Annotated in this window: 19 protein-coding genes and 1 tRNA gene; 9 read left to right on the forward strand and 11 right to left on the reverse strand. The window is 67.3% G+C overall.

Annotated elements, in window-relative coordinates; all coding sequences use genetic code 11:
- Nucleotides 1–15 precede the first annotated feature (15 nt).
- A complete protein-coding gene (gene alaS, locus RBB34_RS06345; protein ID WP_306118352.1) occupies nucleotides 16–2,703 on the forward strand; it encodes an alanine--tRNA ligase in 2,688 nt (895 codons plus the stop codon).
- Between the two features lie 161 nt (nucleotides 2,704–2,864).
- Here alaS and purQ read toward each other — a convergent pair whose 3' ends face one another.
- The 3 genes from purQ to purC are packed head-to-tail and all read right to left on the reverse strand — an operon-like array spanning nucleotide 2,865 to nucleotide 4,578.
- A complete protein-coding gene (purQ, locus tag RBB34_RS06350) occupies nucleotides 2,865–3,539 on the reverse strand; it encodes a phosphoribosylformylglycinamidine synthase subunit PurQ (RefSeq protein ID WP_306118353.1) in 675 nt (224 codons plus the stop codon).
- A gap of 3 nt (nucleotides 3,540–3,542) precedes the next feature.
- On the reverse strand, nucleotides 3,543–3,785 hold the full coding sequence (purS, locus tag RBB34_RS06355; RefSeq protein WP_306118354.1) for a phosphoribosylformylglycinamidine synthase subunit PurS: 243 nt from the start codon (nucleotides 3,783–3,785) through the stop codon (nucleotides 3,543–3,545).
- 10 nt (nucleotides 3,786–3,795) lie between these two features.
- A complete protein-coding gene (gene purC, locus RBB34_RS06360) occupies nucleotides 3,796–4,578 on the reverse strand; it encodes a phosphoribosylaminoimidazolesuccinocarboxamide synthase (protein WP_306118355.1) in 783 nt (260 codons plus the stop codon).
- A gap of 13 nt (nucleotides 4,579–4,591) precedes the next feature.
- Between purC and RBB34_RS06365 the strand changes: the two genes are divergently transcribed.
- From RBB34_RS06365 to RBB34_RS06375, 3 genes are read left to right on the forward strand one after another with little or no spacing between them, the layout of a single operon-like run.
- Nucleotides 4,592–4,759, forward strand: coding sequence for a hypothetical protein (locus RBB34_RS06365; RefSeq protein WP_306118356.1), 168 nt, complete (start codon nucleotides 4,592–4,594; stop codon nucleotides 4,757–4,759).
- A 56-nt stretch (nucleotides 4,760–4,815) separates the two neighbouring features.
- Nucleotides 4,816–5,133, forward strand: a complete 318-nt coding sequence (locus RBB34_RS06370; protein WP_306118357.1) for a DUF1476 domain-containing protein — start codon at nucleotides 4,816–4,818, stop codon at nucleotides 5,131–5,133.
- 51 nt (nucleotides 5,134–5,184) lie between these two features.
- Nucleotides 5,185–5,964, forward strand: a complete 780-nt coding sequence (locus tag RBB34_RS06375; RefSeq protein ID WP_306118358.1) for an aldolase/citrate lyase family protein — start codon at nucleotides 5,185–5,187, stop codon at nucleotides 5,962–5,964.
- A gap of 12 nt (nucleotides 5,965–5,976) precedes the next feature.
- Here the strand turns inward: RBB34_RS06375 and purB are convergent, their stop codons facing one another.
- The 5 genes from purB to RBB34_RS06400 all read right to left on the reverse strand — a co-directional run bounded on the left by purB (nucleotide 5,977) and on the right by RBB34_RS06400 (nucleotide 10,109).
- Complete coding sequence (gene purB / locus RBB34_RS06380; RefSeq protein WP_306118359.1) at nucleotides 5,977–7,278, reverse strand: adenylosuccinate lyase; 1,302 nt, start codon at nucleotides 7,276–7,278, stop codon at nucleotides 5,977–5,979.
- A 59-nt stretch (nucleotides 7,279–7,337) separates the two neighbouring features.
- Complete coding sequence (locus RBB34_RS06385; protein ID WP_306118360.1) at nucleotides 7,338–7,871, reverse strand: hypothetical protein; 534 nt, start codon at nucleotides 7,869–7,871, stop codon at nucleotides 7,338–7,340.
- On the reverse strand, nucleotides 7,868–8,617 hold the full coding sequence (locus tag RBB34_RS06390; protein WP_306118361.1) for a DUF2259 domain-containing protein: 750 nt from the start codon (nucleotides 8,615–8,617) through the stop codon (nucleotides 7,868–7,870). The genes RBB34_RS06385 and RBB34_RS06390 overlap by 4 nt, the downstream gene beginning before the upstream one ends.
- 1 nt (nucleotide 8,618) lies before the next feature.
- Nucleotides 8,619–9,302 (reverse strand): ribulose-phosphate 3-epimerase, encoded by a 684-nt coding sequence (gene rpe / locus RBB34_RS06395; protein WP_306118362.1) that lies wholly within the window; start codon nucleotides 9,300–9,302, stop codon nucleotides 8,619–8,621.
- Between the two features lie 213 nt (nucleotides 9,303–9,515).
- Complete coding sequence (locus RBB34_RS06400; RefSeq protein ID WP_306118363.1) at nucleotides 9,516–10,109, reverse strand: cold-shock protein; 594 nt, start codon at nucleotides 10,107–10,109, stop codon at nucleotides 9,516–9,518.
- 262 nt (nucleotides 10,110–10,371) lie between these two features.
- Between RBB34_RS06400 and gloA the strand changes: the two genes are divergently transcribed.
- From gloA to RBB34_RS06415, 3 genes are all read left to right on the forward strand, one after another.
- Nucleotides 10,372–10,812, forward strand: coding sequence for a lactoylglutathione lyase (gloA, locus tag RBB34_RS06405; protein WP_306118364.1), 441 nt, complete (start codon nucleotides 10,372–10,374; stop codon nucleotides 10,810–10,812).
- Nucleotides 10,813–11,037: 225 nt separating this feature from the next.
- A complete protein-coding gene (locus tag RBB34_RS06410) occupies nucleotides 11,038–11,961 on the forward strand; it encodes a D-Ala-D-Ala carboxypeptidase family metallohydrolase (protein ID WP_306118365.1) in 924 nt (307 codons plus the stop codon).
- Nucleotides 11,962–12,353: 392 nt separating this feature from the next.
- Nucleotides 12,354–12,429, forward strand: a tRNA-Glu gene (locus RBB34_RS06415).
- 124 nt (nucleotides 12,430–12,553) lie between these two features.
- Here the strand turns inward: RBB34_RS06415 and RBB34_RS06420 are convergent.
- The 3 genes from RBB34_RS06420 to RBB34_RS06430 form a co-directional block, all read right to left on the reverse strand.
- The gene (locus RBB34_RS06420) at nucleotides 12,554–13,360 is read right to left on the reverse strand and encodes a mechanosensitive ion channel domain-containing protein (protein ID WP_306118366.1); all 807 of its coding nucleotides are present in this window, start codon (nucleotides 13,358–13,360) and stop codon (nucleotides 12,554–12,556) included.
- Nucleotides 13,361–13,516: 156 nt separating this feature from the next.
- Nucleotides 13,517–14,536, reverse strand: a complete 1,020-nt coding sequence (locus tag RBB34_RS06425; RefSeq protein WP_306118367.1) for a P1 family peptidase — start codon at nucleotides 14,534–14,536, stop codon at nucleotides 13,517–13,519.
- A 3-nt stretch (nucleotides 14,537–14,539) separates the two neighbouring features.
- Nucleotides 14,540–15,547 carry an ABC transporter substrate-binding protein gene (locus RBB34_RS06430; RefSeq protein WP_306118368.1) on the reverse strand — a complete coding sequence of 336 codons (1,008 nt, stop codon included), beginning with the start codon at nucleotides 15,545–15,547 and terminating at the stop codon, nucleotides 14,540–14,542.
- Between the two features lie 270 nt (nucleotides 15,548–15,817).
- Between RBB34_RS06430 and RBB34_RS06435 the strand changes: the two genes are divergently transcribed.
- Together RBB34_RS06435 and cueR are read left to right on the forward strand one after the other, a co-directional pair.
- Nucleotides 15,818–16,078, forward strand: coding sequence for a hypothetical protein (locus RBB34_RS06435; protein WP_306118369.1), 261 nt, complete (start codon nucleotides 15,818–15,820; stop codon nucleotides 16,076–16,078).
- On the forward strand, nucleotides 16,047–16,433 hold the full coding sequence (cueR, locus tag RBB34_RS06440) for a Cu(I)-responsive transcriptional regulator (protein WP_306118370.1): 387 nt from the start codon (nucleotides 16,047–16,049) through the stop codon (nucleotides 16,431–16,433). The genes RBB34_RS06435 and cueR overlap by 32 nt, the downstream gene beginning before the upstream one ends.
- Nucleotides 16,434–16,628: the final 195 nt, after the last annotated feature.

A 16,628-nucleotide genomic window follows, 5' to 3' on the forward strand; every position in this document is an offset into this window, starting at 1 on the left:
CTTTTAGGACAGTTCATGAGTGGCGTTAATTCCATACGCACGGCCTTTCTGGATTTCTTTGCACGGCATGGACACACCGTCGTGCCGTCAAGTTCGCTCGTGCCGCTGAACGATCCGACATTGATGTTCACCAATGCGGGCATGGTGCAGTTCAAGAATGTCTTCACCGGTCTTGAAACGCGCGACTATCAGCGGGCGGTGACCGCGCAAAAGTGCGTGCGCGCAGGCGGCAAGCACAACGATCTGGACAATGTCGGCTATACCGCCCGGCATCACACCTTCTTTGAAATGCTGGGCAATTTTTCGTTCGGCGACTATTTCAAGGAGCAGGCGATCGAGCTGTCCTGGAAGCTGATCACGGAGGAATTCGCGGTCGCGCCGGAACGGCTGTGGGTCACCGTCTACCATACCGACGAGGAGGCCTACGGGCACTGGCGCCGGATCTCGGGCCTGCCCGAGGATCGGATCGTCCGCATCGCCACGCATGACAATTTCTGGGCGATGGGCGAAACCGGTCCTTGCGGGCCGTGTTCGGAGATCTTCTATGACCATGGCGAGCATGTATGGGGCGGGCCGCCGGGCTCGCCCGAAGAGGATGGCGACCGTTTCGTCGAGATCTGGAACCTGGTCTTCATGCAGCATGAGCAGGTCTCGCCCGAGGTGCGGGTGGATTTGCCGCGACCGTCGATCGACACCGGCATGGGGCTGGAGCGTATCGCCGCCGTCCTTCAGGGCGTGCACGACAATTACGACATCGATCTGTTCCGCGCGCTGATCGCGGCGTCGGAGGAACTGACCGGCACCCGGGCGATCGGCGAGCATCAGGCGAGCCATCGGGTGATCGCCGACCATTTGCGCGCCGGCGCCTTCCTGATGGCCGATGGCGTGTTGCCGTCCAATGAGGGGCGCGGCTATGTGCTGCGCCGCATCATGCGGCGGGCGATGCGCCATGCCCATCTTCTGGGCGCACGCGAGCCGCTGATGCACCGGCTCGTTCCGGCGCTGATCGGCGAGATGGGCGAGGCCTATCCGGAGCTTCACCGGGTGCGTGCGCTGATCGGCGAGACGTTCGAACTCGAGGAAACGCGCTTCAGACGCACGCTTGAACGCGGGCTTGGGCTGCTCGAAGAGGCGACCGTGTCGCTGGGCGAAGGTGATACCCTTGCCGGCGAGACCGCGTTCAAGCTCTATGACACCTATGGCTTCCCGCTCGATCTGACCGAGGATGCCCTGCGCCGGCGCGGGATCGGCGTCGACACGGACGGTTTCGACAAGGCGATGGCCCGGCAGAAGGCCGAGGCGCGGTCGCACTGGGTCGGCTCGGGCGAGATTGCCGATGACACGGTCTGGTTTGCGATCCGCGATGAGGTGGGCGCGACGGAATTCGTCGGCTACGATGCGGAGAAGGCCGAAGGCGTGATTGCAGCGATCGTACGCGACGGCGTGCCGGTCGAACGCGCCGAGGCCGGCGAAGACGTGCTGATCGTGACCAATCAGACCCCGTTTTACGGCGAATCCGGCGGCCAGCAGGGCGATTGCGGGTTCATGCTCGGCAACGGGCTGGTGATTGCGGTGACCGACACCCAAAAGCATGCCGATGGCGTGTTCGTCCATCACGCTCGCGTGCACAAGGGGCAGGCGCGCAAGGGCGCCGTCGTCGTCATGGAGGTCGATCACACGCGCCGCGCGGCGCTGCGGGCCAACCACTCGGCGACCCATCTCGTTCACGAGGCGCTGCGCGAGGTGCTTGGCGACCATGTCGCCCAGAAAGGCTCGCTCGTGGCGCCCGATCGCTTGCGTTTCGATTTTTCGCATCCCAAGCGCGTCAGCCATGACGAGCTTGCGCGAATTGCGGATCTGGCCAACGAGATCGTGCTGCAAAACAGTCCCGTCACCACCCGCGTGATGGGCGTCGATGAAGCGATCGAGGAGGGGGCGATCGCCCTTTTCGGCGAGAAGTATGGCGATGAAGTGCGGGTCGTGTCGATGGGCACGGCGCTGCATGGCGACAAGATCGGACAGACCTATTCGATCGAGCTGTGCGGTGGGACCCATGTCGGCGCGACCGGTGAGATCGGGTTGATCTTTATCGTTTCGGAGAGCCCGGTTTCGGCCGGCGTGCGCCGCATCGAGGCGCTGACCGGTGAGCGCGCGCGCAAATTTCTGCAGGGCCAGGACGAGCGGGTGCGCGCGATGGCGAACCTGCTCAAGGCCGGTCCCGATCAGGCCGTGGACCGTGTGGAGCAATTGGTCGAGGAGCGCCGGCGGCTCGAGCGTGAACTGGCCGAGGCGCGCAAGGCGCTGGCGCTGGCTGGTCCAGCCAGCGGAACCGGTGACAGTGGCCAGGAGCAGGACCGCCTGGTTGCCGGGGTCGGTTTCATGGGCCGTGTCGTCGAGGGCGTTCCGCCGCGTGACCTGAAGTCCATGGCGGATCAGGCCAAGTCGCGCCTTGGGTCGGGCGTTGTGGCCCTGGTGGCAAGGTCCGGTGACGGCAAGGCATCGATCGTGGTCGGTGTCAGCGACGATCTGACCGGTCGGTTCGATGCGGTCGATCTGGTGCGCACCGGTGCGGCCGCGCTCGGGGGCAAGGGCGGCGGCGGTCGGCCGGACATGGCCCAGGCCGGCGGCCCCGATGGCGGCAATGCGCAGGCGGCGATCGATGCGATCATCGATGCGATGGAGCGCGAGCCGGCCACGGCATGACGGCCTGCGGCGGCGGTTCGGGGCGATCGGCGCCATGCATGCAGCGATCGCAGCGGCCACGCGGATCGACCGCGACGAAGACAAAGGCGAATGTGTGCGTTGCTGTTGCGGGCCGGCCCGTTGCGGGCATTGGCGGCGGCGTCGCGTCCGGTCCGTGAAGACTACGCCGAAACCAGGCCGAGTGCGCTTTCGAACAGGGCGCGGCCGTCGGTGCCGCCATGGGCCGGTTCGATGCGGTTTTCCGGATGCGGCATCAGACCCAGCACATTGCCTTCGGAATTGACGATGCCGGCTATGTCGTCGGTCGAACCGTTGGGATTGGTGCCTTCGGCATAGCGCAGGACGATCCGGTTGGCATCGTGCAGACGGGCGAGCGTGCCAGCGTCGGCGAAATAGTTGCCGTCGTGATGGGCGACGGGGCAGTCGATCACCTGGCCGGGGCGATAGCCGCGGGTGAACGCAGTGTCGGCGTTGACGACCTGCAGCCTGACGGTCTTGCAAACGAAGTTCAGCGAGGCGTTTCGCATCAGCGCTCCGGGCAGAAGGCCTGCCTCGAGCAGGATCTGAAAGCCGTTGCACACGCCCAGAACGCGCACGCCGCGCCTGGCCGCCTCGGCGACGGCCCGCATGACCGGCATGCGCGCGCCGATCGCCCCGCAGCGCAGATAGTCGCCGAAGGAAAAGCCGCCCGGGATGACGACCAGATCGGTGCGGGCCGGCAGCTGCGTGTCCGTCTGCCACAGGGTGAGCGGTTCGTGCCCGGTGATGGTGCGCAGCGCCGCGATCATGTCGCGATCCCGGTTGAGCCCGGGCAGCAGAACGACGACAGCCCTCATCGCTCAGTCGATCTCCACGGCGTAGTCCTCGATGACCGTATTGGCGAGCAGTTTCTCGCACATGTCGGCCAGTTCGGCTGCCGCGCGCGCGCGGTCGTCATGGTCGAGCGTGACGTCGAAGACCTTGCCCTGCCGGACGCCGGCGACACCGGCGAAACCGAGCGCGGCCAGGGCGCCGCCGATCGCCTTGCCCTGCGGGTCGAGGACACCGGTCTTCAGCGTGACGGTGATGCGTGCGTTGATCATCGGCCAAACGTCAGTGCAGCTTGTCCTTGGAGGCGACGAGCACGGGGCCGGAGGGGCGCGGGCGCTCGTTCTCGTTCATGATGCCGAGACGGCGGGCGACTTCCGCATAGGCCTCGACCAGCCCGCCCATGTCGCGGCGGAACCGGTCCTTGTCGAGCTTCTCGTTCGTGTCGATGTCCCACAGCCGGCACGAATCGGGGGAGATCTCGTCGGCCACCACGATGCGCATCATATCGTTCTCGTAAAGCCGTCCGCATTCGATCTTGAAATCGACCAGCTGGATGCCGATGCCCAGAAACAGCCCGGACAGGAAATCGTTGACGCGGATGGCCAGCGCCATGACGTCGTCGATCTCCTGCGGATTGGCCCAGCCAAAGGCGGTTACATGCTCCTCGGTGACCAGCGGGTCGCCGAGCGCATCGGACTTGTAGTAGAACTCGATGATCGAGCGCGGCAGCACCGTACCCTCCTCGATGCCCAGCCGCCTGGACAGCGACCCTGCGGCGATGTTGCGCACCACCACCTCGACCGGAATGATCTCCACCTCGCGGATGAGCTGCTCGCGCATGTTCAGCCGGCGCACGAAATGGGTGGGAATGCCCATGCGGTTGAGCGCGGAGAAAATGTGCTCCGAGATGCGGTTGTTCAGAACGCCCTTGCCTTCGATGACATCGTGCTTGGCGGCGTTGTCGGCGGTGGCATCGTCCTTGAAGTGCTGCACAAGCGTGCCTGGCTCGGGTCCCTCGTAGAGAATCTTCGCCTTGCCCTCGTAGATTCGCCTGCGCTGTTTCATGGGCCGACCTTGCGTGCTGGAAAAGGTGTTGAAGCGGGAAGCGTCCGTGCGCGGTCTAGCCGAACTGGCGCTGCAAAACAAATGGGCATTTGCGCCCTCAACGTCAAAGGGCGCGGTTGTCCCGGCGATCGGCGGCAATGCGTCGAACGGCGTGCGGGACCCTGATAAAGCATTTGGCTAACACCGGCAAAACCACTAGATAAAGGGCCATCTCAGCCGCGCTTTTGGAGACCGAAAATGAGCATCAAGGACCGCCGGGACGCCTTCGAGAACAAGTTCGCCCACGACGCCGAGTTGCGGTTCAAGGCCGAAGCGCGCCGCAACAGGCTGCTGGGGCTGTGGGCCGCCGAAAAGCTCGGCAAGTCGGGCGATGAGGCGGCCGCCTACGCCAAGGAAGTGATCGCCGCCGACTTCGAGGAGCCGGGCGAGGAGGACGTCTTCCGCAAGGTAAGGGGCGATTTCGACGCCGCCGGGGTGGAGCAGTCCGACCACCAGATCCGCCGCACCATGGACGAGCTGATGGCCAGGGCCATCGAGGAAGTGGAAAAGGGCTGAGCTTCGTGCCGCCGCTGACCGCGCGCATCGCCGACCGGTATCGAAACCGCCATGGCTGAAGCCCCCCTTCATCTTGCGCGGCGATTGCGCGCCGGAGAGACCGTCATCTGCGCCTGGTCGTCGCTGCCCGACACCGGGTTCGTGGCGATGCTGGCGGGGCAGGGGTTCGACGCGGTCAATCTGGACATGCAACATGGCGGCCATACCGAGCAGTCGGTGTGGGACGGCATTGCCGCAATCGTCGGGCTGGGCAAGCCGGTCATGGTGCGCGTGCCGGTCGGCCGGTTCGACATGGCCGCGCGGGCGCTCGATTTCGGCGCCGACGCGGTCATCGCGCCGATGATCAACTCGCCCGCCGATGCGCGCGCCTTTGCCGCGGCGATGAAGTACCCGCCGGTCGGGGAGCGATCATGGGGCCCGACGCGGGGCATCACGCTGCGCGGCATTTCGGGCGGAAACGCCTATCTGGCGAGCGCCAACGCGGACACGCTCAGCTTCGCCATGATCGAGACGCGCGGCGCGCTCGATGCGCTCGACGACATCCTCGCGACCCGGGGAATCGACGCGGTGTTCGTCGGGCCGGCGGATTTTTCCATCGCCTGGACCGGCGGCGAGCGGCTCGATCCCAAGCTCGACGCGATGATGGAGGCAATCGCCCACATCGCGGCCTGCGCGAAGGCCCATGGCAAGCTGGCGGGCATCTTCGCGGCCGACCCGGCGATGACGCAGCGCTATGTGGCGATGGGCTACGGGCTCGTCGCCGCCGGGTTCGACGCGGCGCTGGTCAGGGCCGGCGCCGATGCGGTGCTGGCCGCCGCGCGCGGCGACTGATCTGGCTTCCCTTCAGCCGAACACACGCGCGAAGATCGTGTCGACATGGCGGGTGTGGTAGCCGAGGTCGAACCGGTCGCGAATGTCGGTTTCCGAAAGGTGCGCGCGCACATCGGCATCGGCGAGCAGTTCGGCGAGGAAGTCCTTGCCTTCTTCCCACACCTTCATGGCGTTGCGCTGGACCAGGCCATAGGCCTGCTCGCGGCTGACGCCGGCCTGGGTCAGCGCCAGCAGCACGCGCTGGGAGTGGATCAGCCCGCGCAGCCGGTCGACATTGGCGGCCATGGTCTCGGGATAGACGACCAGCTTGTCGATCACGCCGGTCAGCCGGTGCAGGGCGAAATCGAGCGTGACGGTCGCATCGGGGCCGATCATGCGCTCGACCGAGGAATGGGAGATGTCGCGTTCGTGCCACAGCGCCACGTTCTCGAGCGCCGGGGTGACATAGCCGCGCACCATGCGGGCAAGACCGGTCAGGTTCTCGGTCAGGACCGGATTGCGCTTGTGCGGCATGGCGGACGAGCCCTTCTGGCCGGGCGCGAAGTATTCCTCGGCCTCCAGAACCTCGGTGCGCTGCAGATGGCGGATCTCCACTGCCAGTCGCTCGACCGAGCCGGCAATGACCCCGAGCGTAGCAAAGAACATGGCATGGCGGTCGCGGGGGATGACCTGGGTCGAGATCGGCTCGACGGTCAGCCCCATCGCTTCGGCGACATGGGCCTCGATCGCCGGGTCGATATTGGCGAAGGTGCCCACGGCGCCGGAAATCGCGCAGGTGGCGATGTCGGCGCGGGCGGCGACAAGGCGCGTGCGACAGCGATCGAACTCGGCATAGGCCTGGGCCAGCTTGAGCCCGAACGTCGTCGGCTCGGCATGGATGCCGTGGCTGCGGCCGATGGTGACTGTGTCCTTGTGCTCGTGGGCGCGCGCCTTGAGGGCGGCGAGCAGGGCGTCGAGGTCGTCGAGCAGGATGTCGCAGGCACGGGCGAGCTGGACGGCAAGGCAGGTGTCGAGCACGTCCGAGGAGGTCATCCCCTGATGGACGAAACGCGCCTCGGGGCCGACGATCTCGGCCAGATGGGTCAGAAAGGCGATGACGTCGTGTTTGGTCTCGCGCTCGATCTCGGCGATGCGCTCGACATCGAAGGTGGCGCTGCCGGCCTTCTCCCAGATCACCTGGGCCGCCCGGTCGGGAATGATGCCGGCTTTGGCCAGGGCGTCGCAGGCATGGGCCTCGATCTCGAACCAGATGCGATACTTGGTCTCCGGCGACCAGATGGCCGTCATTTCGGGGCGCGAATAGCGGGGAATCATGGGGCGGTGCCTGCCTGTGCGATAGCGATGGGCTGGCGTATCAGGCCGCGCGTGCAGACTCAACGCATGGCGCGGCTGGCCGCCACGCTCGCCACGGCGAGCAGCGCCGGGCCGGCAAGTCCGTAAAGGCGCGGGCCGATGACGGTGTATTGGTAAACGGCGGCGGCACCGGTGAAGAACTGCTGCAGGAGCCAGATCCGCGTCAGCGGTGGCGCATGCCACTGGGCGTAGTAGGCGCGGTAATCGAGCACGAGCAGGCCGGCGGTGACGGCCAGGATGGCAACCGGACCCAGCGCGGCAATGGCAAGCGTGCGCAGGGGCGGGCGCAGCCGGCGTCCGAACACCGAAACGACGGCGGCGGCCAGCGCCAGGCCGACGGCGCCGCCGGCCCCGAGCACCAGGGCCAGGTCGACGACGTCGCCGCCATCGTGCCAGCCAAAGCGCACCTTGAGCGCATGGACCGTCAGGCCGGCAAGGCAGGCGCCGAAGGCAAGGGCGATGGCGCCGATGCGCACGAGCCGGACCGCGGGCCGCACCGGTCTGCCCGCAAGGCGCGTGCCCGGCCGGGACCGGCTGCGTTCGCCGGCGCTCACGGCCCGGTGACGGTGACCGCCATCCAGCGATGATCGGGCCCCTCGAAGCCGTAGGAGCGCACGGCGATCAGCACGGCATAGGTGTCGGGTCCATGCGGATGGTCGGCGACCTGGATGCCGCCGATCCGATAGCCGAGCGGACAGCCCCGGCTCGCCGGCACGCGGTCGTCCTCGTGCAGCAGGCGCGTGGTGCCGCCCGGCGTGGGGTCGATGGCGACAAGGCGAAAGCCCGCCAGCGTGTCGACGACGCCGGCGCAGGTGTCCTCGGCGACGAAGCCCAGCTCCTCGAGCCGAACCTCGATGGGGTCGTCGATCGGCGGGAACACCGGCCGCGGATTGACGGTCATGACGAAGGGATCGGCGCTGCGCTCGGTGACGGCGTTGAAGCCGGCCAGCCAGCCCCGATTGTCGGCCAGGACATCGTCGCCGACGATCGCCTCGCCCTGATCGCGCGCCATGGCACGGGCCTGCGCGACGTCCGCCGCTTCGTCGTCGAGCCGTACGCGAATCGGGGTTCCGGCGAGGAAGGTATCGGTTGCGGTGTCGATGTAGAACCGGTTGGCATAGGGAAAGCCCGAGCCGTCCTGGATACCGTATTCCTCAAAGGCGAAGATGCTCGCATCGGCCGAAAAGCCGAGCACGTTCAGCCTGGCGGCATCGCCGGCAAGGGCCGGCGCCGGCGACAGGGCGGCGAAGGGCGCGGCGATCGCGGCGGCGAAGGCGGCGCGCGTGAGCGTGGTGATCATGTCAGGCTCCTTGTGCCCGGTTGTCCGTTGCCGCCGCCCTGATGGCGGAGATGTTATCACGATACGCCGCCGCTGTCCCGCCCCGGAACACCGCCGAGCCGGCCACGAACACATTGGCCCCGGCGCGCGCGCAGGTGCCGGCGGTCTGCGCCGTGATGCCGCCATCGACCTGCAAATCGATCGGTCGGTCGCCGATGAGGGCGCCGAGCGCGGCAATCTTGCCGGTTGCCGCTTCGATGTAGGCCTGACCGCCAAAACCCGGATTGACGCTCATCACCAGGATCAGATCGACGAGGTCGAGGACATTTTCGACCGCCGAGACGGGCGTTGCCGGATTGAGGCTCACCCCGGCACGCTTGCCGAGCGCCTTGATCGCCTGCAGCGAACGATGCAGGTGCGGGCCGGCTTCGGCATGCACGGTGATGATGTCGCTGCCGGCCTTGGCGAACGCCTCGATATAGGGGTCGGCCGGGGCGATCATCAGATGACAATCGAAGACGGCGTCGGTGTATGGCCGCACACTGGCGATGACATCGGGGCCGAAGGAGATGTTGGGCACGAAATGGCCGTCCATGACGTCCAGATGCAGCCAGTCCGCGCCGGCCTGGACGACGGTTTGGACCTCTTGGCCAAGGCGTGCGAAGTCGGCGGCGAGGATGGAGGGGGCGATGGCGATGGGGCGCATGGTCGAACGGTCCGCTGATGCTCGGGAGATTTCACACTATCACCGCACGGGACGGGCCACAGCGCAATCCGCACACCGAAGGCGATTTGCCATCATTCGAGCGCGGTCGGCTTCGTCGCGGCAGGCATGGCGCGGTCGGTGCGTCCAAGCGGTCGGCTGTCGGTGCGCGTCGGCATCGCGGGCTGGAGGCGCACTGACGGCCGATCGGGGCGATCAGTGCGAGGCGGGCGGCTGCATGCCGATATCGGGGTAGATCTCGGCCGCCATCAGGCCCTTCTCGCCGGCGCCGAAGCGCGCGATGACCACCTGTCCCGGCCTGAGCTCGGTCAGGCCGTAGCGGCGCAGTGTTTCCATGTGCACGAAGATGTCGGGCGTGCCCTCGCCGCGGGTCAGGAACCCGAATCCCTTGGTGCGGTTGAACCATTTGACGATGACGCGTTCGAGGCCGCTGGTCGGGGTGACCGTCTGGTGCGTCCGGGGCTCGTTGGCCGCAGGATGCACGGCGGTCGAATTGTCCATCGAGATCACGTGAAAGGCCTGGAACCCGCGTTCGCCGCGGCGCGCCTCGCACACGATCCGCGCGCCCTCGAGCGCGGTCTGGAAGCCGTCGCGACGCAGGCACGTCACATGCAGCATGACATCGCCCAGCGCGCCGTCATCGGGCACGATGAAGCCGTACCCCTTTGCAATATCGAACCATTTGATGGTTCCGGCGACCTCGATCAGGCCATGCACATCCGCCGTGCGCGCATCGGTGCGCGCCGTTTGGAGCGACTTATCCTTGTCCGATTGCGAGCCGTCACTCATACGACACACTTCCCCTCCACGTCCGCCCAGTCTCGGGACCAGAATCGGCGATCCGTGATTCGCCTCAAGGATAGCATCACAGCCAGTGATTGCGGCAAGAGCGAAAACCGAATTAGTTGGGAATTGCCGCAAGTGTTGCGCAAGGGCACATGGGGCGTGCACAAAGGGCCATGATCGACGCGCTCGGCGCCATGCCGCCGGCGCCGGCAAGCGGTGGTCCGGTATGGGCGCTGCGACGACGAACCACAAGGGAGACCTCCACATGCGTTATCTGCACACCATGGTGCGTGTCCGCGACATCGACGAGTCGCTCGACTTTTACTGCAACAAGCTCGGCCTTGAGGAGATCCGGCGCATGGAGAACGAGGCCGGCCGGTTCACGCTGATCTTCCTGGCCGCCCCCGAAGACCGCCAGAGCGCGGTCGAGGATCGGGCGCCCATGGTCGAGCTCACCTATAACTGGGATCCGGAAGAATATCAGGGCGGCCGCAATTTCGGCCATCTGGCCTATGCGGTCGACGACATCTACGCGCTTTGCGAGAAATTGCAGGCTTCGGGCGTGACGATCAACCGGCCGCCGCGCGACGGCCACATGGCCTTCGTGCGTTCGCCCGATGGCATCTCCATCGAATTGCTGCAAAAGGGCGAAGCCCTGCCGAAGAAGGAGCCGTGGGCTTCCATGCCAAATACCGGCAGCTGGTGAGGGGCGCCTGCACGCAATCTTCATGATTTGGCCGCATTGTCGCCCCTAGCGCACCCGCTCTGCCTGGGGTGGTTTAGCTTTGCCCGCCGATGTGGTAAGCAATCGTTAACTTGCCGTTAACCATTGTCGCGCCAACTCGAGCCCGGATCGCAACCGGGGGTGGCAAGAGGGGACGACTGTTTGACAAGCAATGACCGGCATCGGGGGCACGGGCACGCCTTGCGCATGATGGCCGCCGCGGCGGCCGCCATATTCGTATCGGCCTGCACGGCGGACACGCTGGGCTCCGTCGCCGGCTTCAAGCCGCTGCCCACCTTGAACGGCCAGCACACGCTGACCCTTGGCGAAAGCACGATGTTCCCGGCCACCGGCCCGGAACGCAGCTATGCGGGCGCCACGCAATCCTATAGCGGGCCGACACCGACCGAAGGCGTGCCGCGCCCCCCAAGCGCCCTGCTTGCCGGCCAGACACCATCGGCCGCCGCAGTTCAGCCGGCCGCGGCCAGCGGGTCGTCGGCGCCGCCCGACGATGTGGCGACGCGCCGGATCGAGGCCGCCGGTCTTGCGCCCCGGGGGCGTGCGCCGCAAGCGGCGTCGGCCGGCAGCGACCGCGATTCCCGGCAGGGCTTTCTGGCCTCGCTCTTCGGTCGCCCCGATTCGGGCTCTCGGCCGGTGATCCGATCGGCTGAAGGGCCGCTGTTCGCGCGCGCGTCGCTGTCGGGCAGTGACGAAGGGAACCGCAACAACGGCACCGACGGGGCCGGCGTGCAGGTCGCATCGGCGGCCGGTCTCGCCCGGCTTGCGCCCAACGGGCTGCGTACCCAGCACGACGGTGTCGATGTGAAATGCCTCAAGCCGGCGCTTGTCGACATTCTCGACCAGGTCGAGCGCCATTTCGGCGAGCCGGTCGTCGTCACCTCGGGCTATCGCAGCCCCGGCCGCAACCGCAAGGCCAGCGGCGCCTCCAATTCCCTGCACATCTATTGCGCCGCCGCCGACATTCAGGTCGAGGGCGTGAGCAAGTGGGACCTTGCCTCCTATATGCGCGATCTGCCTGGCCGCGGCGGCGTGGGCACCTATTGCCACACCGATTCGGTTCATATCGACATCGGCCCGCGCCGCGACTGGAACTGGCGCTGCCGGCGATAGCTGGCGGGCCGGCTCTGGCAACGGACTGCCGCGATGGGCGGGCTATTAAGGGCACTCCAATTCGAAGGTCGCGGTTGGGCGCGACGCCGCCCGTGGCCGAGGTCTGGCGGCCGATTGCGGATGGACGGGCGGGCCGCAAGCCGGGGCAGCGGGACTGCCATTCGATGGCCGGTCGATGCCGCGCCGGGGATCGGATGGGCGTTTTGAGAGCACACGCCGGACACGGCGTTGCCGGCGATTCGGCGATCGGGGTGTCTGCACCTTTTTGCGATGCCCACGGCATGGAACGGCCGGGATCGGACCGCGATCGGCATGGCGAAAAATGCCCGTTGGCGCTCGTACAAGGGTTGCGAGCCCAGGCGATAGTGCCTATACACCGTTCACCCTGCCGCGCGCCCATCGTCTAGCGGTCTAGGACGCCGCCCTTTCACGGCGGAAACACGGGTTCGAGTCCCGTTGGGCGTGCCATTTCACCCTTGCATCGTCGACGCTCCCGGTGGCCGCTGGAGGTGTGCGTGTCCGCGACCGGGCGCGCGTGAAAAAGGCCGGACGCGCTGCGCCCGGCCTGCCCGTGCGTCATTGCGGCGTCGGCTCAGGCCGCCTTCTGGATCTCGACCGAATGCGGATAGGGAATCGAAATGCCCTTTTCGTCGAAGGCCAGCTTGACCGCCTTGAGCATGTCGAAGCGCACATCCCAGTAGTCGGCCGCCGCGCACCACACGCGCATCGTCAGATCGACCGAGCTTTCGCCCAGACCGGTCACGCGCACCCACGGTTCGGGCTCGTCGTGGATGCGCGGGTCCGCCCGTGCCAACTCGGCGATGATCGCGACCGCCTTGTCGGCATCGTCGCCGTAGTCGATGCCGAACTGCAGATCGACGCGCCGGGTGTCATGGGCCGAATAGTTGGTGATCACCGATCCCCAGGCCTGGCCGTTGGGGATGATGATCTGCACATTGTCCGGCGTCGCAAGTTCGGTGACGAACAGGTTGAGATCCTTGACCGTTCCGGCCGTGCCGCCGATGTCGACATACTGCCCGAGCCGATAGGGCCGAAACAGGGTCAGCATGAAGCCGGCGGCGAGATCGCTCAGCGTGCCCTGCAATGCCAGGCCGATGGCCAGCGTCGCCGCGCCGAGCACCGCCACCAGGCTGGTCGCCTCGATCCCGAAAATGCCGAGCACGGCAATCAGCACCATGGCCAGGATGGCCCATTTGACGATGCTCGCGGTGAACCCGCCGATCGTCGGATCGATCTGCGGCGTCGCCATGATGCGCCGGCGAACGAGGCCGCCCGCCCAGCCGGCGATGATCCAGCCGACGACCAGCACGATAAGCGCCTTGATGGCGTTGAAGACGAGCGGCCCCCAGCCGCCGATTTGCTCCGTCATGGCTTCCATGTGATCTTGTCCCTTTTGTCACGCGTCGCGCCAGCGGCGCTGTCTAGCGATGGTTGAGACGCAAGTCCAGCCTCAACCGTGAGCGGGCAAGGTCGTCAAGGCCGGCAGGGCCCGATCCCGACAGGTCGGATTCGGCAGGCCCGCGCGTTCGTGCCGTCAGCGCCGCGCCGACCAGGGCGGCATCAGGTCGGAGGGCTCCTCATGGGCGGCGTAGACGCCGCGGGCCACGGCCCTTGCCATGGCCGAGGCGGCCGCGGCACACAGATCGATGAAGACGTCCTGGTCGTCCTCGACGTCGATCCGGTTGGTCGACAGCGCGAAGATGCAGTCGCCGTCAAAGGGGGTGTGCGCCGGCCAGATGGCTCGGGCCAACCCGTCGTGAGCGGCGATGGCGAGCCGCTTGCACTGCGCCTTGGTCAGGCGCGCATCGGTGGCGATGACGCCGATCGTGGTGTTGGCGAGCGCACGGTCGGAGGCCATCTGCCGGAACTTGACCGCGATCTCGGTGGCATTGACGGGCAGCGGATGGGCCGGGCCGAGCCCGCCGAACTCGCCGTCGATCTCGAAAGGGGCGGCCCAGAAATGGCGCGTGTCGCCGACCGTCACCGACCCCAGGCAGTTGACCGCGACGAGCGCGCCGACCGTGATCTGCGGGTCGTCGAGCATCGCCGAAGCGGAGCCGAGCCCGCCCTTGAGCCCGGCGGTGGTGGCACCGGCGCCGGCCCCGTGCGAGCCGATCGAGAAATGGTCGTCGGCGGCCTGCGCGGCCAGCGCGCCAAGGGCGCGATAGGGCGACTTGTCGCCCCAGTCCTTGTCGCCGCCATTGATGAGATCGAACAGGATCGCGGCGGGAACGATCGGCACGCGGTGCGCGCCGACCGGAAATCCGCGCCCTTGTTCGGCGAGCCAGTCCTGAACGCCCGCCGCCGCATCGAGGCCGAAGGCCGACCCACCGGCCAGGACCACGGCATCGACCGTCTGCACCGTGTTGTGCGGCTCGAGCAGGTCGGTCTCGCGCGTGCCCGGCGCACCGCCAAGAACCTGGACGCCGGCGGTGGTGGGCACGTCGCAAATGACGGCGGTGACGCCGCTCTTGATCCTTGCATGTGTCGCCTGGCCGACCCTGAGGTCCGGCACGTCGGTGATCAGATTGCGCGGTCCGGGCTCGATGGGCATGGTTCAGTTGGCCTCGTTGTCTGAAACGGGCACCAGCGCGCCGTCGTCGATGACATGCATCTTGTAGAACATTGTCTGCGGTTCGCCGGCCCCGGTAAAGGCGAGCGCGCCGGCGGCGGTCTCGAAGCTGCGCGCGCGCAGCGCCGCCAAGGCGGAAGCGTCCGCCGCCAGCGTCTGGCGGGCGATCTGCGCGGCAATGCGCGTGAAGTCGGTGCCGGGCGGAATGGTGGCGATCAGCGTGCCGTCGGGCAGGGCGCCTTCTTCGGGCGGGGCCAGCAGGAAGCTGCCTCCGGCAAGGGTCAGCTCGTAGTCGAGCCGGGCGGCGTCGGCGGCGATGACGGCCGCGTCGCGCGCGTCGCCGCCGATCAGCGCGTGCGTGGCGCCGGCGCGGCGCAGCCTCCGGACAAGCGCGGCCTGGGTCTCGACGAGCGGGCGAAACGTGTCGGCATAGACCGGCTCGAGCGCGCGCTCGGCCAGAGCCAGGCGAACGTTCTCGGCAAGCTGGCGGCCATATAGCGTTCCGTCGTCGATGACGGCGAAGGCGACATTGCGCCAATGGGTGGCCAGATGGTCGGCGAGGACCTCGATCTCCTGATCGGCGGGCGGCGCAACGCGAAAGACGGGCCAGCGCCCGGTGGTGGCGTGCGTGCCGGTGATGTCGGGGGCCTGAATGCCGGTCGCCAGCACGGGCACGTCCGCTTCGGCGAGAATGGGCATGGCGGCGTCGAAGGCATCGATGCAGGGCAGGCCGATGACGAGGCGGGCACCGCTGGCAGCCGCGGTGCGTGCGGCGCGCGCGGCGATCGGCGCCTCGCAGCCATCATCGAGCACTGTCACCTCATCGCCGAGCACGGCGCGGGCGCTGGCACCCATCGACTGGCCGTAGGTGCCGAAGGGTCCGGACAGCGGCGCCAGCAGGGCGACGCCGCCATCGGCCTGCGCCAGGGCCGGCGCGGCGGCGGCGGCATGCAGCGCGCCGGCCAGGGCGATGAAGCGCAACCACGTCAACATGGCGCTGTGATGCACCGGCGCCGGGCAAAGGGCAAGGGCGGCGCGGCGCGCCGGGCGATTCGGGCCGACGCTTCAAGGCCGGCGTGAACGGCGATCGCGCGTCCAGTCCGCTGCTTCGCGTGCCGCAACGGGCAGCCGGTGCGGGGGCCGGCCGCGGCGTTCGTGTCGATGACCGGCCAGCGCCCGGGCTTGACCTTCCCGTAGCTGGAGCCTTTAGGGGCTTTCTTCCCGGTCCGCCTCGCGCGCATGCGTGCGGTGGGATCAACACCGATGCACCGGAATGTGAGACCCGCTGAAACGGGCCTGGCAACCGCCTATATGCAGGCCATGAGCAATATTGACCCAGAACCGGACCTGTCGCTGGGCCTGCGCGACCCCAAGGCCAGGGAGGCCGCATCGGTCGAGGAGGTCGTGCGCAAGGCGCGCGCGCTCGGCTTTTCCGAACCGGAGATCGAGCGGCTCAGAGGCTATTACGATGTGCGGTTGAAAGGAGCGCTCGGTGAACATCAAGAAAGCGGCGCAGGCAACTGATCTTCCCCCCAAGACGATCCGTTATTACGAGGAGATCGGGCTTGTCGCTCCGGCGCGCTCGGCCAACGGCTATCGCGACTATTGCGAGGCCGATCTGCACCGGCTTCGCTTCATCCAGCGCGCGCGCAGCCTCGGATTTTCGATCCAGCAATGCCGGTCGCTGCTGTCGCTTTACGATGACGAGCATCGGGCGAGCGCCGACGTCAAGGCGCTGGCGCTCGAAAAGGTGGGCGAGATCGACCGCAAGATCGAGGAGCTGCGCTCGCTGCGCGCCACGCTGTCGACGCTGGTGGCCCATTGCCATGGCGACGACCGGCCCGATTGCCCGATCATCGAGGATCTGGCCGGGGCCTGACCGCAATGGGGCGGCGGATCGATGACGGTTTGCCGTGCCGTGCGTGCATGGTCGCCGCCGCAACCGGCATCGGCGCGGGGCGGGGTGTCTGGAACAACCGTTCCGTCGACATCCGATCTGGTGTACGACACTGACCGGATATCGAAACGCGGACCCGCTCCATGAAAGGCGCGACATTGGCATCGGACCGGAACG

The sequence above is a fragment of the Roseitalea sp. MMSF_3546 genome (genome assembly GCF_030732865.1).
GTDB lineage: Bacteria > Pseudomonadota > Alphaproteobacteria > Rhizobiales > Rhizobiaceae > Roseitalea.